The 16,155-nt window shown below is 62.5% G+C and carries 16 protein-coding genes; 4 read left to right on the top strand and 12 right to left on the bottom strand.

Going from position 1 to position 16,155, the window contains the following annotated elements; translation table 11 throughout:
• Nucleotides 1–65: 65 nt before the first annotated feature.
• Nucleotides 66–857: an alpha/beta fold hydrolase gene (locus BLW80_RS10255; RefSeq protein ID WP_093757833.1), complete on the top strand. Its 792-nt coding sequence runs from the start codon at nucleotides 66–68 to the stop codon at nucleotides 855–857.
• A gap of 26 nt (nucleotides 858–883) precedes the next feature.
• Here BLW80_RS10255 and BLW80_RS10250 read toward each other — a convergent pair whose 3' ends face one another.
• From BLW80_RS10250 to dnaK, 8 genes are all read right to left on the bottom strand, one after another.
• Entirely contained in the window at nucleotides 884–1,507 is a 624-nt protein-coding gene (locus BLW80_RS10250; protein WP_089263055.1) for a 2,3-bisphosphoglycerate-dependent phosphoglycerate mutase, read from the bottom strand.
• Between the two features lie 22 nt (nucleotides 1,508–1,529).
• Nucleotides 1,530–2,345, bottom strand: coding sequence for a 4-hydroxy-tetrahydrodipicolinate reductase (gene dapB / locus BLW80_RS10245; RefSeq protein ID WP_089263057.1), 816 nt, complete (start codon nucleotides 2,343–2,345; stop codon nucleotides 1,530–1,532).
• A 120-nt stretch (nucleotides 2,346–2,465) separates the two neighbouring features.
• Nucleotides 2,466–2,768, bottom strand: coding sequence for a DUF1330 domain-containing protein (locus BLW80_RS10240; RefSeq protein WP_068730266.1), 303 nt, complete (start codon nucleotides 2,766–2,768; stop codon nucleotides 2,466–2,468).
• Nucleotides 2,769–2,791: 23 nt separating this feature from the next.
• Nucleotides 2,792–3,508: an orotidine-5'-phosphate decarboxylase gene (gene pyrF, locus BLW80_RS10235; RefSeq protein ID WP_093757832.1), complete on the bottom strand. Its 717-nt coding sequence runs from the start codon at nucleotides 3,506–3,508 to the stop codon at nucleotides 2,792–2,794.
• A gap of 6 nt (nucleotides 3,509–3,514) precedes the next feature.
• Nucleotides 3,515–4,093 (bottom strand): NADPH-dependent FMN reductase, encoded by a 579-nt coding sequence (locus BLW80_RS10230; protein ID WP_093757831.1) that lies wholly within the window; start codon nucleotides 4,091–4,093, stop codon nucleotides 3,515–3,517.
• 45 nt (nucleotides 4,094–4,138) lie between these two features.
• Nucleotides 4,139–4,741: a class I SAM-dependent methyltransferase gene (locus BLW80_RS10225; protein ID WP_093757830.1), complete on the bottom strand. Its 603-nt coding sequence runs from the start codon at nucleotides 4,739–4,741 to the stop codon at nucleotides 4,139–4,141.
• Nucleotides 4,742–4,833: 92 nt separating this feature from the next.
• A complete protein-coding gene (gene dnaJ, locus BLW80_RS10220; RefSeq protein ID WP_092140889.1) occupies nucleotides 4,834–5,976 on the bottom strand; it encodes a molecular chaperone DnaJ in 1,143 nt (380 codons plus the stop codon).
• A gap of 183 nt (nucleotides 5,977–6,159) precedes the next feature.
• Nucleotides 6,160–8,058: a molecular chaperone DnaK gene (gene dnaK, locus BLW80_RS10215; RefSeq protein ID WP_068730261.1), complete on the bottom strand. Its 1,899-nt coding sequence runs from the start codon at nucleotides 8,056–8,058 to the stop codon at nucleotides 6,160–6,162.
• A gap of 380 nt (nucleotides 8,059–8,438) precedes the next feature.
• On the opposite strand from dnaK, the gene BLW80_RS10210 reads away from it, so the two are divergent.
• Entirely contained in the window at nucleotides 8,439–9,383 is a 945-nt protein-coding gene (locus BLW80_RS10210) for a hypothetical protein (RefSeq protein WP_093757829.1), read from the top strand.
• Nucleotides 9,384–9,408: 25 nt separating this feature from the next.
• Here BLW80_RS10210 and BLW80_RS10205 read toward each other — a convergent pair whose 3' ends face one another.
• A complete protein-coding gene (locus BLW80_RS10205; protein ID WP_093757828.1) occupies nucleotides 9,409–10,938 on the bottom strand; it encodes a hypothetical protein in 1,530 nt (509 codons plus the stop codon).
• On the bottom strand, nucleotides 10,938–12,356 hold the full coding sequence (locus BLW80_RS10200) for a hypothetical protein (RefSeq protein ID WP_170849626.1): 1,419 nt from the start codon (nucleotides 12,354–12,356) through the stop codon (nucleotides 10,938–10,940). The genes BLW80_RS10205 and BLW80_RS10200 overlap by 1 nt, the downstream gene beginning before the upstream one ends.
• A 257-nt stretch (nucleotides 12,357–12,613) precedes the next feature.
• Here BLW80_RS10200 and pncA point away from each other — a divergent pair, with 257 nt between their 5' ends.
• On the top strand, nucleotides 12,614–13,330 hold the full coding sequence (gene pncA, locus BLW80_RS10195) for a bifunctional nicotinamidase/pyrazinamidase (RefSeq protein WP_093757826.1): 717 nt from the start codon (nucleotides 12,614–12,616) through the stop codon (nucleotides 13,328–13,330).
• A 149-nt stretch (nucleotides 13,331–13,479) separates the two neighbouring features.
• Here pncA and grpE read toward each other — a convergent pair whose 3' ends face one another.
• Nucleotides 13,480–14,076, bottom strand: coding sequence for a nucleotide exchange factor GrpE (gene grpE, locus BLW80_RS10190; protein ID WP_093757825.1), 597 nt, complete (start codon nucleotides 14,074–14,076; stop codon nucleotides 13,480–13,482).
• Between the two features lie 105 nt (nucleotides 14,077–14,181).
• Nucleotides 14,182–15,270: a heat-inducible transcriptional repressor HrcA gene (gene hrcA, locus BLW80_RS10185; protein WP_068730256.1), complete on the bottom strand. Its 1,089-nt coding sequence runs from the start codon at nucleotides 15,268–15,270 to the stop codon at nucleotides 14,182–14,184.
• 152 nt (nucleotides 15,271–15,422) lie between these two features.
• Between hrcA and rph the strand changes: the two genes are divergently transcribed.
• Nucleotides 15,423–16,145: a ribonuclease PH gene (gene rph / locus BLW80_RS10180; RefSeq protein WP_093757824.1), complete on the top strand. Its 723-nt coding sequence runs from the start codon at nucleotides 15,423–15,425 to the stop codon at nucleotides 16,143–16,145.
• The last annotated feature ends 10 nt before the right edge of the window (nucleotides 16,146–16,155 follow it).

Below are 16,155 nucleotides of genomic sequence, written 5' to 3'. Positions count from 1 at the left end.
CAGGACAGGCGGATGCAACAGCCGACCAGGCTGCGGGCTGCAAGCTTTTGACGGGAGAGGCAAAAATGGCAGATCGGCGCTTGGCAAACAGCACCGTCAATGCAGCGCAATTCGGCGAAGGACCGGCCATCATGCTGCTTCACTCGCTGCTGTCTGACCGGGCAAGCTTCGACAGCATCGTGCCGTCGCTGGCCAAGACCCACCGTGTCATCGTTCCCGAATTGCCGGGTTTTGGGGGATCAGACGCCGTAAGCGGCGGACTGGCGGCCGTAGCGGACCGCGTGGCGGAAGCCGTCAGGGACTGCGGCGACGGCGCGGACACGATCGTGCTCGGTAACGGCTATGGCGGTTTCGTTGCCTTGCAGATGGCGATCCGCCATCCCGGCATTGCAGGCCGTCTGGTTCTCGCCGATTGCGGCGCAGCGTTTTCCGAATCCGGCCGCGAGGCGTTCCGCAACATGGCGACGGCAGCATCGACCAAGGGATTGCCGGCGGTTACCGATGTCGCGATGCGACGCTTGTTCGCCGCTGAATTTCAGGAACAGAACCCGGAGCTGATGCGCGATCGCCGCGAGGCCTTTTTGCGAACGGATCCCGGCGTGTTTCAGAGTGCCTGCGAGTCCCTGGCGACGCTGGACCTCCGGCCTGAGATCGGGACCGTCAAAGTGCCGGTGCTGGTACTGGTCGGCGAGCACGATGAAGCGACGCCACCACCGATGTCCAGAGAGCTTGCTGCCGGACTACCTGATGCACGGCTGATCCTGCTTCCGGGCTGCGCGCATGTCCCGCAATTGCAGAAGCCGGACGTCTTTCTCGATGCGATCTCGGATTTCGTGTCGGCTGCGATGGCGCGCTAGCCGCGCCACGCAACCGAGCGCGTCGATCAACCCGCCAGATCGAGTTTCGACGCCACCGTCGCATCGGCATTGAGCCGATAGATCACCGGCACGCCGGTCGCGAGCTCCCGCGCCAGAATGCCTTCCGGCGTCAGCTTCTCCAGCACCATGATCAGGGCACGCAGCGAATTGCCGTGCGCGGCGACCAACGTGCGTTCGCCGCGCAGCACGCAGGGCAGGATTTCCTGCACGAAATACGGCAGCGTGCGCGCCAGCGTATCCTTCAGGCTTTCGCCGCCGGGGGGCGGCACGTCATAGGAACGGCGCCAGACATGGACCTGCTCCTCGCCCCATTTGGCGCGGGCGTCGTCCTTATTGAGGCCGGAGAGATCACCGTAATCGCGCTCGTTCAGCGCCAGATGTTTCGTGATCGGCAGGCCAGTCTGGCCCATCTCTTCCAGTGCGAGATTGAGCGTGTGCTGCGCGCGGGTCAGCGCCGAGGTGAACGCGACATCGAAGGTCAAGCCCTGCGCCTTCAGCTTGCGGCCGGCTTCCTTGGCCTCTGCGACGCCCTTCTCGGTGAGATCAGGATCTTTCCAGCCGGTGAAAAGGTTCTTCAGATTCCATTCGCTCTGTCCATGACGGACGAGGACGAGAAGACGTTCGTTCATCGAGAATTCCGTTTCGTTCTTCTTACATTTCACCAAGGCCGAGCACGTCAGCCATCGAGTACAAACCTGGCTTTTTTCCATGCGCCCACATCGCCGCCTTCAGCGCACCATGGGCGAAGATCATGCGATCCTCGGCCTTGTGCGACAGCTCGATGCGTTCATGGGGACCGGCGAAGATCACCGTATGATCGCCAGCGACAGTACCGCCGCGGAGCGAGGCAAAGCCGATATCGCCGGTTTTGCGCGCGCCGGTGAGCCCGTCGCGGCCACGCGCCGAATGTTGCTCGAGCGGAATCTTGCGACCCTCGGCAGCAGCCTGACCCAGCATGAAAGCCGTGCCCGAGGGCGCGTCGATCTTGGCCTTGTGATGCATCTCCAGCACTTCGATGTCGAAGCCGTCATCGAGCGACTGCGCAACGCGCTTCACCAGCGCGGCGAGCAGATTGACGCCGAGGCTCATATTGCCCGACTGCACGACGATGGCCTGACCGGTCACGCTCTTGATCACCGCGTTGTCCGACGACGACAGGCCGGTGGTGCCGATCACGTGAACAAGGCCGCGCTGGGCTGCGATCGCAACATTGGCGATGGTCGCCGCAGGCACCGTGAAATCAAGGATACCATCGGCATCCTTCGACAGCGTCCAGAGGTCGGCCGAGAGTTTGACGCCGTTCTCGGGCAGGCCGGCGAGCACGCCGGCATCCTGTCCGAGCAGCTCCGAGCCGGGCGCCTCGAGCGCACCGGAAACGACAGCGCCGGGGGTTTCGGAGATGGTGCGGATCAGCGCGCGGCCCATTCGGCCGCCGGCGCCAGCAACGATCAGTCTCATATCGGACATTGAACGATCCTCAGTATCTCAAGGCGGTATAGCGGCGCGTTGCCACGGCGGCAACACGCCCACGGTACCTAAAGTCCTTAGATACCAATCAGATCAAACACATGCTTAAGGCCCTGCCGCTCAAGGCTGCGGACCGTCATACCCCTCGATGATCACGAGATCGCTCTCGCCGTGCGGGCTGCGCATCGCGACCAACCGCTGGTATTCCGGCGAATTGTAACAGGCTAGCGCGGTCGCGTAGTCCTTGAATTCGAGCACAACATTGCGCGAGCGCGACGTGCCTTCCTTGGCCTCGAACTGACCACCGCGCACCAGGAATTTGGCTCCGAATTTATTGAAGACCGGGCCGTTCTCGGCCACGTATTGCTTGTAGCCGTCCATATTGTGCACGTCGACGCGTGCAATCCAGTAAGCCTTGGCCATCTGTCTCTCTCCCTGTCCCGTTCTTACTTGTTCGCTAGTGCCTGCGTAATTTCGGCGACGATCGCCTCGGCCGCAGCCTTGGGATCGGCGGCTTCCATCACCGGACGGCCGACCACCAGATAGTCCGAACCTTCGACAATCGCGCGTGCCGGGGTCATGATCCGCTTCTGATCGCCCACGTCACTGCCCGCAGGGCGTACACCGGGCGTGACCAGACACATCTCAGGCTTGATATGCTTGCGCAGGTTCCCCGCCTCTTCCGGCGAGCAGACGAGGCCATCGATACCGAGCGCCTGCGCCTGCTGCGCGCGCGCGGCGACGAGATCGCTGACACCGAGTTGATAGCCCGCGGCCTTCAGATCCTCGTTGTCGTACGAGGTCAGTACTGTCACCGCGAGGATCTTCAGGCCGGAGCCCTTGCTGGCATTGGCCGCCGCCTGCATGGTCTGCGGATAGCCATGCACGGTGAGGAAGGTCGCGCCGAGCTTCGCCACGCTTTCCACACCGCGCGCGACGGTGTTGCCGATGTCGTGCATCTTCAGATCGGCGAACACCTTCTTTCCGGTATCGGCGAGCTTGCGCACCAGCGGCAGACCACCAGCATAGCCGAGCTGATAGCCGATCTTGTAGAAAGTCACGCTGTCGCCGAGCCGCGCGATCATCGCTTCGGCAGCGTCAACATCCGGCAAATCGAGCGCGACGATCAGGCGGTCGCGGGGATCAATGGTCTGCAACGTCATCTCGTCTCACTTCATCTGCTGCGCGACATCGATAAGCTGGCGCACCATCGCCGTCATCGCATCCTTGTCGGCGGCGTGTTTCAGCCGGTCCATATCGTCATAGGCCTCACCGGCGAACGCCAGCGTGAGCTGATTCGGGATCACCATCGCGCGACACGCCGACAGCACCAGCCGCAAGGCCTGCAAACAGCGCGCACCGCCAAGCCGCCCATTCGAAGCCGCCGCAATCGCAAACGGCCGCTCGCGAAACACCTGGCCCTTGCTCTCATGCGTGTCTTCCACGCGCGAGATCCAGTCGATCGTATTCTTCACCAGCGGCGGCAGCGACGCGTTGTATTCAGGCGTCACGATCAGCACACCATGGTGCGCCGATATCATACGCTTCAGATCGAGCGCATGTTTCGGTACGCCGGAATTGCTCTCGAGGTCGCCGTCATAGATCGGCAGCGGAAAGTCGCCGAGCGAAATCCTGGTGGCATCGACATCGGCGCGAACCAGCGCGTCAATGGCGACAGCCGCGAGTTTCGCATTCAGCGACCCTGTGCGCAGCGAGCCTGGAATAACGAGGATCTTGATCGCAGCCATGATTCCGATCGTCGGGGCGAAGCCACCGCGCGATCGCGGCCGGCACTAGCGTTTGCGATACACCCAGACGCGCGCCGGCGGAAGGTTCATCCAGATCCGCTCGGAGGCCTCTGTGGACACGCCGGGCAGCGATTTGGGGATCGGCGGCGCCACCGAATAGGTGAACTGCACGAAGGGCGCGTTCGGCGACATCGCCGCGAAGGCATCGCGGATCAGCTTGAGGCGCGTCAGCATCGGCTTGGTGACCAGCGGCAGGCCGGAGACGACGGCGGAGGCGGGCTCTTTCAGCACATCCCACAGGGTATCGCGCAATGTGTAGGCGTCGCCCTGAACGATCGTCGCCTGTGGGTAGCGCTCACGCAGCAGTGCGCAAAAGGTGGGATTGAATTCGACGAGCACCAGACGCTTCTGGTCCACCCCATGCGCGACGAGCGCAGAGGTGATCGCGCCGGTGCCTGGTCCAAGTTCGATGACCGGACCAGTCGCGTCATTGTCGACATATTGCGCCATCGTGCGGGCAAGAGCTTTGCCCGACGGCATCACGGCACCCATATGCAGCGGCTTATCGATCCATGAACGGAGGAAGCGAACCTCGTCGTCGAGACGGAGCGGCTTCTTCAACGTACGCGCGGACGAGTGCAGAGGCATGTCGCTTCCAGGCAGACCGCGGAACGTGCGGAACGTCAGAATTTCGTCATAAAGAGGTATAGGCAACAATAGAAACGGTCAAGCTTCCAACGTCAGGAGCCTGTCCGCGTTCCGAAGAAGTCCTTGACCTTAGTGAAGAAACCCGCGGCTTCAGGTTGCGTTGCACCCGAAGATAGTTTCTCGAATTCGGCCAGCAGCTCCTGCTGCTTTTTCGTCAGGTTCTGCGGCGTTTCCACGACGACCTGGACATACATGTCACCGGTCTGGCGCGAACGCAGCACCGGCATGCCCTTCGACGAAACGCGGAAGCGGCGCCCGGACTGGGTGCCCGAGGGAACCTTGACCTTGTTGCGCCCGCCTTCGATGGTCGGCACTTCGAATTCGCCGCCCAGCGCGGCGGTCACCATCGAGATCGGCACGCGGCAATGTAGGTCCGCGCCATCGCGCTGGAAGAAGTCGTGCGAGGCCAGCGACAGGAAAATATAGAGATCGCCCGACGGGCCACCGCGCGCGCCGGCTTCGCCTTCATTGGCAAGACGAATGCGGGTGCCGTCCTCGACGCCCGCCGGAATGTTGACCGAGAGCGTGCGCTCGCGCTCGACGCGGCCGGCGCCGGAGCAGCTCGGGCACGGATCCTCGATCATCTGACCGCGGCCCTGACAGCTCGGGCAGGTCCTTTCCAGCGTGAAGAAGCCCTGGGCCTGACGGACGCGGCCGGCACCGCCGCAGGTCGAACAGGCCTTCGGCTTGGTTCCTGCCTTGGCGCCGGTGCCGGAGCAGGCTTCGCAGGTCACCGCGACCGGAATCTCGATCTGTGCGGTCTTGCCGGAGTAAGCCTCCTCCAGCGTGATTTCCATGTTGTAGCGAAGATCTGCCCCGCGCTCGCGGCCGCCGCTGCGGCCACCGCCGCGCTGTCCGGCCATGCCGAACAGGTCTTCGAAAATGTCGGAGAAGGAGGAAGCGAAGCCGGATCCGAAGCCCGGACCACCGCCGCCACCATTGCCCTGTTCGAAGGCCGCATGGCCATAACGGTCATAGGCCGCGCGCTTGTCGCCGTCCTTGAGGACGTCGTAGGCCTCGGCAATTTCCTTGAACTTCACTTCAGCGGCGGCATCGCCTGGATTCTTGTCCGGATGCCATTTCATCGCAAGCTTGCGAAACGACGTCTTCAGGGTCGCATCATTCGCGCCGCGCTCGACTTCCAACGTCTCGTAATAACATTGCTTGGTGGACATCAGTCAGATCCGCCCGAAATTGGTCCTCATCCCGAGGAGCATCCCAGAAGAACGCATCGATGAAGATGCTACTCCCGCACTAACAAAACTTGCCTAACAAGGCCGGCCTAACAAAAAACAACCCTCATCCTTCGAGACGCGCACCGCGCTACTCAGGATGAGGGTCATCGTTCCGCTCGCCTATCAGGCCGACTTCTTCGGCTTGTCGTCGTCGACTTCCGTGAATTCGGCGTCGACCACGTCATCCTTCTCGGCATCGCGCTTGGCGTCAGCCTCGGCCTGCTGGGTGTACATCGCTTCGCCGAGCTTCATCGAAGCTTGCGCCAGCGTGTTGGTCTTGGCCTTGATCGCCTCGGCATCATCACCCTTCAGAGCTTCCTTCAGGTCGCTCATGGCATCCTCGATGGCGCGGCGCTCGGTCTCACCAACCTTGTCGCCATGCTCGCCGAGAGCCTTCTCGGTCGAATGCACGAGGGCATCGCCGTGGTTCTTGGCATCGACAGCCTCACGACGCTTCTTGTCCTCGGCAGCGTTCGCTTCGGCGTCCTTGACCATCTTCTGGATGTCGGACTCGGACAGACCGCCGGATGCCTGGATCCGGATCTGCTGTTCCTTGTTGGTCGCCTTGTCCTTCGCCGACACGTTGACGATGCCGTTGGCGTCGATGTCGAAGGTCACCTCGACCTGCGGCATGCCGCGCGGAGCCGGCGGAATGCCCATCAGGTCGAACTGGCCGAGCGGCTTGTTGTCGGCCGCCATTTCGCGCTCACCCTGGAAGACCCGGATGGTAACGGCGTTCTGGTTGTCTTCGGCCGTCGAGAATACCTGGCTCTTCTTGGTCGGGATCGTCGTGTTGCGCTCGATGATGCGGGTGAACACGCCACCCAGCGTCTCGATGCCCAGCGACAGCGGGGTCACGTCGAGCAGCAGCACGTCCTTGACGTCGCCCTGCAGCACGCCGGCCTGAATGGCGGCGCCGATGGCCACGACTTCGTCCGGGTTGACGCCCTTGTGGGGCTCCTTGCCGAAGAACTGCTTCACGACTTCCTGGATCTTCGGCATGCGGATCATGCCGCCGACCAGAACCACTTCGCCGATTTCACCGGCGGTGAGGCCGGCATCCTTGAGCGCCTTGCGGCAAGGCTCGATGGTCTTCTGCACGAGATCGTCGACCAGCGCTTCGAACTTGGCGCGGGTCAGCTTCAGCGTCAGATGCTTCGGACCTGAGGCATCCGCCGTGATGAACGGCAGGTTGATTTCGGTCTGGGTCGTCGACGACAGCTCGATCTTCGCCTTTTCTGCAGCTTCCTTCAGACGCTGCAGGGCCAGCTTGTCGTTGCGCAGGTCGATGCCCTGCTCTTTCTTGAACTCGTCGGCGAGGTAGCCGACCAGACGCATGTCGAAGTCTTCACCGCCGAGAAACGTATCGCCGTTGGTGGACTTCACTTCGAACACGCCGTCGCCGATCTCAAGGATCGAGACGTCGAAGGTACCACCGCCGAGGTCGTACACCGCGATGGTGCCGGACTTCGACTTGTCGAGGCCGTAAGCGAGCGCAGCAGCAGTCGGCTCGTTGATGATGCGCAGCACTTCGAGACCAGCGATCTTGCCGGCATCCTTGGTGGCCTGACGTTGGGCGTCGTTGAAGTAAGCGGGCACGGTGATGACGGCCTGCTCGACCTTCTGGCCGAGATGAGCCTCCGCGGTCTCCTTCATCTTCTGCAGCGTGAAGGCGGAGATCTGCGAGGGCGAATAGGTTTTACCGTCGACTTCGACCCAGGCGTCGCCATTGCCACCCTTGGCAATCTTGTAGGGGACGAGCTTCTTGTCCTTCTCGACGGTCGGATCGTCATAGCGGCGGCCGATCAGGCGCTTCACCGCGAAAATGGTGCGCTCGGGATTGGTAACTGCCTGGCGCTTGGCCGGCTGGCCGACGAGGCGCTCGCCATCATCGGTAAAAGCCACGATGGACGGCGTGGTCCGCATGCCTTCTGCGTTCTCGATGACCTTCGGCGTTTTGCCATCCATGACGGCGACGCAGGAATTCGTCGTACCGAGGTCGATACCGATGACCTTTCCCATGCTCTCATATCCTTTTTCTGCGGCAGGTTGGCTGGGCCCTGACGGCACCCCGCTCCCAACCCCCAAACATCAACTATTCGCGATATTGCGACGGTAGGCCTCATATAGGAGGGGGGGTGGTGGCCGCAAGGCATCTGGCACACTCCAGACCCATGAAAACACGACCGGTGCGCGAAATTAATATTTGGTGAAACAGACCCTTGGCGGTTGTTTCGCCAATACGCGACGGATGGGCGCGGACGGCGCCGGGAACGGATTTATGGCTTGATCTGTTGGCGGAACAGGGCAACCGTGAACGCCCTTTCCGGCCGGTCGCGTGACGGCCAAGGCCGGAGCCCCGCACCATCGAACAGCCTCAATGCAAACCCAGTAGATTTTTCATGAAACATGCTGCGCCCCTGTTCGCTTTGACCATGCTGACGGCCATTTCGGTCGCCCACCGCCCCGCTTTGGCGGCTGATCCCGTCTTCCCGCCGGGTGTCCGTGTGGGTCTGGCCCCGCTGGTTGGCCTCGCCCCGGCAAAGACCTTTGTCGGCTTCGAGACCTCCGATCAGGGCGTCAAGGTGCTCATGACCGAGCTACCAGCCGCCGCCTTCAACGAGGTTGAGATCGCGTTCAAGGCCAATCCGGCTGGTATGGCCGCGAAGCCCGAGAGCATCGAGACCACGGCCGGAAAGGCCTTCTACACGATCGAGAATGCCAAGGACGCCACCGGCAATGTCAGGCGCTATTCGATGATCGTCGGCGGCGGGACCTTCTCCGGCTATGTCGCCGTGCAAGTCCCGGAAAACGCCCAGAAAATCTACACCGACGACGCGGTGCGCCAGATGCTCTCATCCGCCGTGGTCCGCAAGGAAGTCCCGCTGGCAGAACAACTCGGTCTGATGCCGTTCAAGGTCTCGGAAATGAGCGACTTCAAGACCGTCCGCACGCTGGCGCCGGGTGCCGCGCTATTGCTGGCCGACTCGAGCGACGAGAACAGCATCGAAACAAGTCCTTTTGTGGTGATCGGCAGCCTGGCCTCCGCGCCAGAAAAGGCTGAAGATCGCGGCCGCTTTGCCCAGCAGGCCGCAGGCACGATTCCCGGCCTGCGCGAAGGCCGCATCACCATGTCGGAGCCGCAACGGATCGACGGCATGGCAGGCTGGGAGACCCGTATCGACGCCGTCAGCGGCAAGAACAACACGCCGGTCAGCGTTGTGCAGTGGCTGCGCTTCGGCGGCGGCAAGGTCACCATGCGCATTATCGCAAGCGCCCCACGTGACGATTGGGCCAAGGCGTTTCCGCGCTTCCGCGCCGTGCGCGACGGTATCGAGCCGCGCTAACGCAGCGCGTAACACAACATCGGCTTCAGGGCTCACGGCTTCGCGTAAGAAACGTCACCTTGTTGATGGCGGCCACGACGTGAAAATCCTTTAACAGATCAGCGACGTCGGGATGCGCTTTTAGCCATTCCGAGCCGCTGCCGGTGAGATCATCCACCAGCACCAGGGTCGGTGGTCTTTTCTTGATATCCTCGATCAGCATCGTGCGCTCACGCGCGGCATAGGCCTCGAGCAGTCGATCTTGTGCAGGACTGACTCCGCCTCTGCTGCGCAGGACCGCGTGATAGGCGGCGACCCACAGGCCTTGCTGTCGCGAAACCCATGTGCCGCCGACCGCGCGCACAAGAGGATGCCCGATACCCGGCTCCGCGGAGATAGCAAGAATGACAGGACGCGGTCCCAGTTGCGCGATTTTCTCCTGCAGTGGGCGCGCATCGAAGGCGGTGTCGAACCATAACATGGAGCGCATGAACAGCAGCGCCAACAGGACGACCGCGCCGACGCCGAACAGACGATCCGTCCCGGTGACCGGCAGATAGGTCATACGCGCATAGCCAAAAGCAAGCAGTGCGAGCGCAATCATTGGGTATGAATGGTAAGGCCAGCCTTTGCCCTGCAAAACGAAACCAGCGGCAAAACCGGCCGAGGTCGCCAGTAGCAAAACGAACGGACCATCGACACCGACGCGCCGTTTGAGCACCATAGCCGCGAGCAGCGCGGTGGCCCACAGTGCCACAGCGGGCTTTTCCAGGAGCATCATGACCGGCTGCTGCACCTGAAGATAAACATCGTGGACTAGCGGCCCGACTACCGTTAGGAATTCTGGAAACAGCACGATGACGACGGCAGCGTAGAGGGCCAGCGCGACGGCGAGCGCCAGATATTCCGGCCGCAGCAGGACGCGCCACGATAAGCGTGTGGACACAGCCTCCGCGACCAGCGCGCCGAGCAGGGCGATCGCGAAGTAGGGCTTGAACGACAGCGCAATCGCCGCGCCGATGCCGGCTGCGATGGCCGCGGACCGTGATGGTGCGCTGTGCTTTATGCGGCCCGCCAATACAGCCAGCATCGGCAGCATGGCGATCAGTGCAATATGTTCGCGCTGACCGAAAGTCTGCGTCGGCAGCACGGCCAACAGTGCAACTGCCAGCAGCGCCAGCGGCCAGCCTTGCGCGACACCGAGAACCGACGCGCGCGATAGAATGCGGGCGCTGAGCAGCAGCGACACGGCGATGCCGATGAAGACCAACGCATCGGTCACGTGCTCCGCAGCCAGCCCGAGCGCGCGGGCGATGGCGATACCCGGCAGATAGGCCAGGACGGCCATCGGCGGATTGGTCTCGATGATATCTATATAGAGGCGCTGGCCGTCGAGTACGCGCTCGCCGACGGTCAGAAGCCAGCTTACATCCGTATTGGCCGCCAGAACGTGACGCAGCACAATCGCCACGATCAGCAGTGCGACGACGGCCAGCCACGGAAGGATGCGGCTTCGCTGCAGCGACCGCCCGGGCAGAACAGCACTTGCGGTTTCGCCCGGCGTGGTGGCGCGCATCACGGCATCCTCTTCAGGATGTCGATGCCGTCGATGGTCTGCACCAGGGCATAGGACTTCAGGAGCTGCGCCAGCTCCGGATCAGCTTGCGCCCAAGCGCTCCAGTCGGCTTCGCGATCGTCAATCAGCACCACATCCGGCGGCAGCTTGCGAATATCATCGACCAACCCATTTCGCTCAGCCGCCAGATACTCATCGAAACGTGCTGATGTTGCAGCGTCGATCGTCCGCTCCAGACGAGCGCGGCGGACGATCTCCCGGATCGACAGCGCCTCCTGACGTGACACCCAGACACCGCCAACATTGCGCACGAGCGGATGTGCAATCGTCGCCGCCCCACCCAACATGATGATCTTCGGACGCTGCAGTCCAAGCTTTACCACAGCATCTTGAAGTGCACGCACATCGACGCTGGCCTTGAACCAGAAGCAGGCACTCACGAGGAGCGCCACAGCGGCGACCGACGAACCGACCTGCAAGCGTGGCCCATGCTGTCGTGCGCGATCGATCGTTGCGACGGCATAACCAAACGCCATCAGCGCCAGCGCCACCATCGGATAGGCGTGATAGTTATAACCCCTGCTTTGAACGAAATAGGACATCGCAAAGCCAAGCGAGCTAGCCAGGAGCACGACAAGAGCCGGGTCTGCTGAACGCCGACTCTGTAACAGCAGTGTGGCGAATACGGCGACCAACCATAACGTCGTCGCACCGCCCAGCGCGAGCGCCAGCCACGACGACGTCAGCAGCCGATACACGTCGCTGGCAACAGGATAGATCACGGTGAAATAGGCGGGGAAGGCCACGTAGACCCACAGTGCATAGGCCACCACCAGTGCGCTGGCGATCCAGTTCTCCGGCGCGAAAACAATCCTCCACTGCCGTGCATTGGTCGCCGCCGCGATAACGGCTGTACCGAGGCCGAACGCGAAATACCGTTTGAAGCACATAGTGATAGCGGCACTGATGCCGGCGATGACGACCACGCCAGGCGGGATTATCTCGCCATGGGCGCGGCGGATCAGGACCGCCAGCGCGGGCAACAAAAACAGCAAGGCGAGATGTTCGCGCTGGCCGAAGTCGTACATTGGCAGGATGCCGAGCAACGCGATCGCACAAACCGCCAGCGGAGCAGCGGCGGCGCGCCCGGGGATGCGCGAGTTGCGCAGCAGCCGCCATGTCACCGCCATCGACCCTGCGATGAGGCCGAATACCAGCACGAGCGTCATGAGCTCGGCGCGCAATCCCAGAAGCCGTCCCAGTACCACGGCGATAATATTGACCGCCCCGGCCATCGGGGGGTTAATCTCAAGAATATCGAGATAAAGGCGCTGACCATCGAGCACGCGTTCGCAAACGATCAACAACCAGCTGACATCGACATTAAACGGCAGCACCGCGCGCAGCCCGACGGCCACCGCGCAGACGAGAGCGCCGGCGATCAGCCAGATGGCCGCAAGCCACGTCCGAGGCGTGGTCGCGCCGCCGAGTTGCAAACCGGCATCGATCATCATGCACTTATTCTTTCGGCCAATACCATCGCTACGCTAGGAGAGCCGCGTTAAAAAGCCATTGCGCGGGCCTGCGAGACACCGCCGCACCATCCATATCGAGCCGCCTTTACGGAAGCGCCTGGACCTGATTTGCTGCAGAAATTCTGACAGGAGATGTTGCGATGTTCGATAGACGTCAGCTTCTTGTGGGACTTGGTGCGCTAACAGCGGCCGGCATGGCGCCCAAGGCGCTCGAAGCGGCAGGCAAGGTCAGTCTCGATCGCACATCCGTTCTGCTGGTGATCGACGTGCAGAACTGCTTCCTACCAGGCGGCAGCTTGGCCGTGAAGGACGGCGACAAGGTCGTCCCGGTCATCAACGGCATCGCGAAGAAATTCGCCGACGTGGTGATGACGCAGGACTGGCACACGCCGGGCCATATCTCATTCGCGTCCAGCCATAGCGGCAAGAAGCCGTTTGAGACCCTTGAGGTGAAATACGGCAAACAGGTGCTGTGGCCGGATCACTGCGTGCAGGGCACTGAAGGGGCTGCGCTGTCGAAGGATCTCGCGATCCCGCATACCGAGCTGATCCTGCGCAAGGGCTTCAACAAGGACGTCGACAGCTATTCGGCGTTTACCGAGGCTGACGGCAAGACCACCACCGGTCTTGCCGCCTATCTGAAAGCCCGCAAATTGCAGCGCGTATTTATCGCCGGCCTCGCCACCGACTTCTGTGTCGCGTGGTCCGCGCTGGATGCGCGAAAAGCAGGTTTCGATGTCTATGTAGTCGAAGATGCCTGCCGCGGCATCGACACGCAGGGCTCACTGGCCAAAGCCTGGGCCGACATGAACAAGGCCGGCGTGAAGCGTATTCAGTCGGGCGATCTGGCGGCTTGACCCATACTCTCATTGTCATCGCCCGACCTGGCACGCAATTGCGCGCTGGGATCGGGCGACCCAGTAATCACCGGCGCTTGTGATCACTCACTGAGACCGGCGTGTACTGGATCACCCGCTTTCGCGGGTGATGACAGCCAGAGGCTCTGTTACTCCGAAACAGGTGCAACCTTGGCGCCGCCTTTTGACACGCCGACCAGCGCCGGGCGCAGCACGCGCTCGCCGATGGTGTAACCGGCCTGCACTACCTGAACGACGGTGCCCGCAGGCACGGAAGCATCGGGCACTTCGTACATCGCCTGCTGGAAATTTGGATCGAACTTCTCGCCCGACGGATCGAACTTCTTCACGCCGTTCTTTTCCAGCGTGTTGAGCAGCGAACGCTCGGTGAGCTCGACGCCTTCGAGCAGCGCCTTCAGGCCCGGATCGGCCGCGGCCTTGGTATCGGCGGGCACGGCATCGAGGGCGCGCTGCAGACTGTCGGCGATATCGAGCACTTCGCGCGCGAAATTGGCGATCGCATAGGTGCGGCCGTCAGCGACTTCCTTCTGGGTCCGCTTGCGCAGATTTTCCATCTCCGCCAGCGTGCGCAGCATCTTGTCGCGCGATTCCGCTGCTTCCTTGGTCAGGGCCTCGACCGAATTCGGTTCCGGATCGTCCGGCATGATGTAGGGCTTGGAGACCACCGGATCGGCGGCCTGCGCCGTCTTGTCCTGATTGTCGTTCTGCCCATTGGAATCAGTCATCACGCTGCCTTCTCAAAAACACGCCAAAATGGTGGGATTGCTGAGCGGGATATCGGGGTTTGAGCGCCGAAAATCAAGCGCAACCGGCCGGATTCGACCGATCTGTCAGCCCCCGAGCATGCGGCTGACAATGCGCGCCGCGTAATCTACCATCGGGATCACCCGCGCATAGTTCAGCCGGGTCGGCCCGATGACACCGAGAACGCCGACAATATGGCCGGCGCCATCGCTGTAGGGCGCAATGATCGTGGACGAGCCGGACAGCGAGAACAGCTTGTTTTCCGAGCCGATGAAGATGCGGACACCTTCGGCCGTCTCCGCCCGGCCGAGAAGGTCGATCACCTCGCGCTTGGCTTCGAGATCGTCGAACAGGAGGCGAACGCGTTCAAGATCCTCCAGCGCATGGAGATCCTCGAGCAGATTGGCCTGGCCACGCACGATCAGCTGCCGATCGTCCTTCTCGCCACCCGACCAGCTGGCAATGCCGGCGGCAATGACCTTCTGGGTCAGTTGATCGAGCTCGATCTGGTTCTGGGTCAGCGCCGTCTCCAGCTCCAACCGGGCCTCAGCCAGCGTGCGGCCGCGAATCCGGGCATTGAGGAAGTTCGACGCCTCATTCAGCGCCGACGACGGCACGCCCGGCGGCAGGGTCAGCACGCGGTTTTCGACCTGGCCATCCTCGGCGACCAGCACGACCAGCGCCTTTTCGGGCTCCAGACGGACGAATTCGATGTGTTTCAGCCGCACATTGGACTTGGCGGTCAAAACCACCGCCGCCGCGCGGGTCAGCCCGGACAGCTGCGTCAGCGCCTCGCCGAGCGCCGCTTCCACCGTCTGCGAGCGCCCCACCGAAGACAGTTGCTGCTGGATCGACTGCCGCTCCGGCTCGGTGAGGTCACCGACCTGCATCAAGGCATCGACGAAGAACCGCAGCCCGAGTTCGGTCGGCAGCCGGCCGGCCGAGGTATGCGGCGCATAGATGAGGCCGAGCTGCTCCAGGTCCGACATGACGTTGCGGACCGAGGCTGGCGACAGCGGAACCGTAATCAGGCGTGAAATATTGCGCGAACCGACAGGTTCGCCCGTGGCGAGATAGCTCTCGACGATCTGCCGGAAGATCTCACGCGATCGCTCATTGAGCTGGGCGAGCCCGGCATGCGGCGAAATCAGGCCGATCGGATCGTGGTGGGCCACAGGGTACTCCTTGAGGACCTAATCTGTCGCCCCGAGCCCCCGGATACAAGCACCATTGCGGTTGTGGAACCTGCCCCGCCCTTGCCGCTACGGTCTGTGGCCCCTAAAAGCACCGCGAACAGGCTTCTCTGGACATTTGGAAGGATTTTCTCATGCGGCCAAGCCGTCGTGCGCCCGATGAACTGCGCGCCGTGTCGCTGGAACGCGGCGTGGTCAAATATGCCGAAGGTTCCTGCATGGTGAAGTTCGGCGACACTCATGTGCTGGTGACCGCCACGCTGGAAGAGCGCCTGCCGCCATGGCTCAAGGGCCAGGGCCGCGGCTGGGTCACCGCCGAATACGGCATGCTGCCACGCGCCACGCTGGAACGTACCCGCCGCGAGGCCGCATCCGGCAAGCAGGGCGGCCGCACCGTCGAGATCCAGCGCCTGATCGGCCGCTCGCTCCGCGCTGCCGTCGACCTCGAAGCGCTCGGCGAACGCCAGATCACCATCGACTGCGACGTCATCCAGGCCGATGGCGGCACCCGCACGGCGTCGATCACCGGCGCATGGGTTGCGCTGGCCGACTGCATCTCGTGGATGAAGAACCGCAACATGTTCAAGAACGGCGGCGGCAACGTGCTGCGCGACAATATCGCGGCGATTTCTTGCGGCATCTATCAGGGCACCCCGGTGCTCGATCTCGATTATGCCGAAGATTCCGAAGCCGACACCGACGCCAATTTCGTGATGACCGGCGACGGCCGCATCATCGAGGTGCAGGGCACTGCCGAGAAGACGCCGTTCACGCAGGACGAGTTCCTGAAGTTGATGGCACTGGCGCAAAAGGGCGTCGGACGTCTGGTTGAACTGCAGAAAATGGCCATCGCGTGATTCCGCAAGT

Origin of the sequence: Tardiphaga sp. OK245 (assembly GCF_900108575.1) — a bacterium.
GTDB classification, from domain to species: Bacteria; Pseudomonadota; Alphaproteobacteria; order Rhizobiales; family Xanthobacteraceae; genus Tardiphaga; species Tardiphaga robiniae.
Note: the sequence above shows the minus strand (reverse complement) of the source record. Positions and strands in the feature narration are given on the sequence as shown.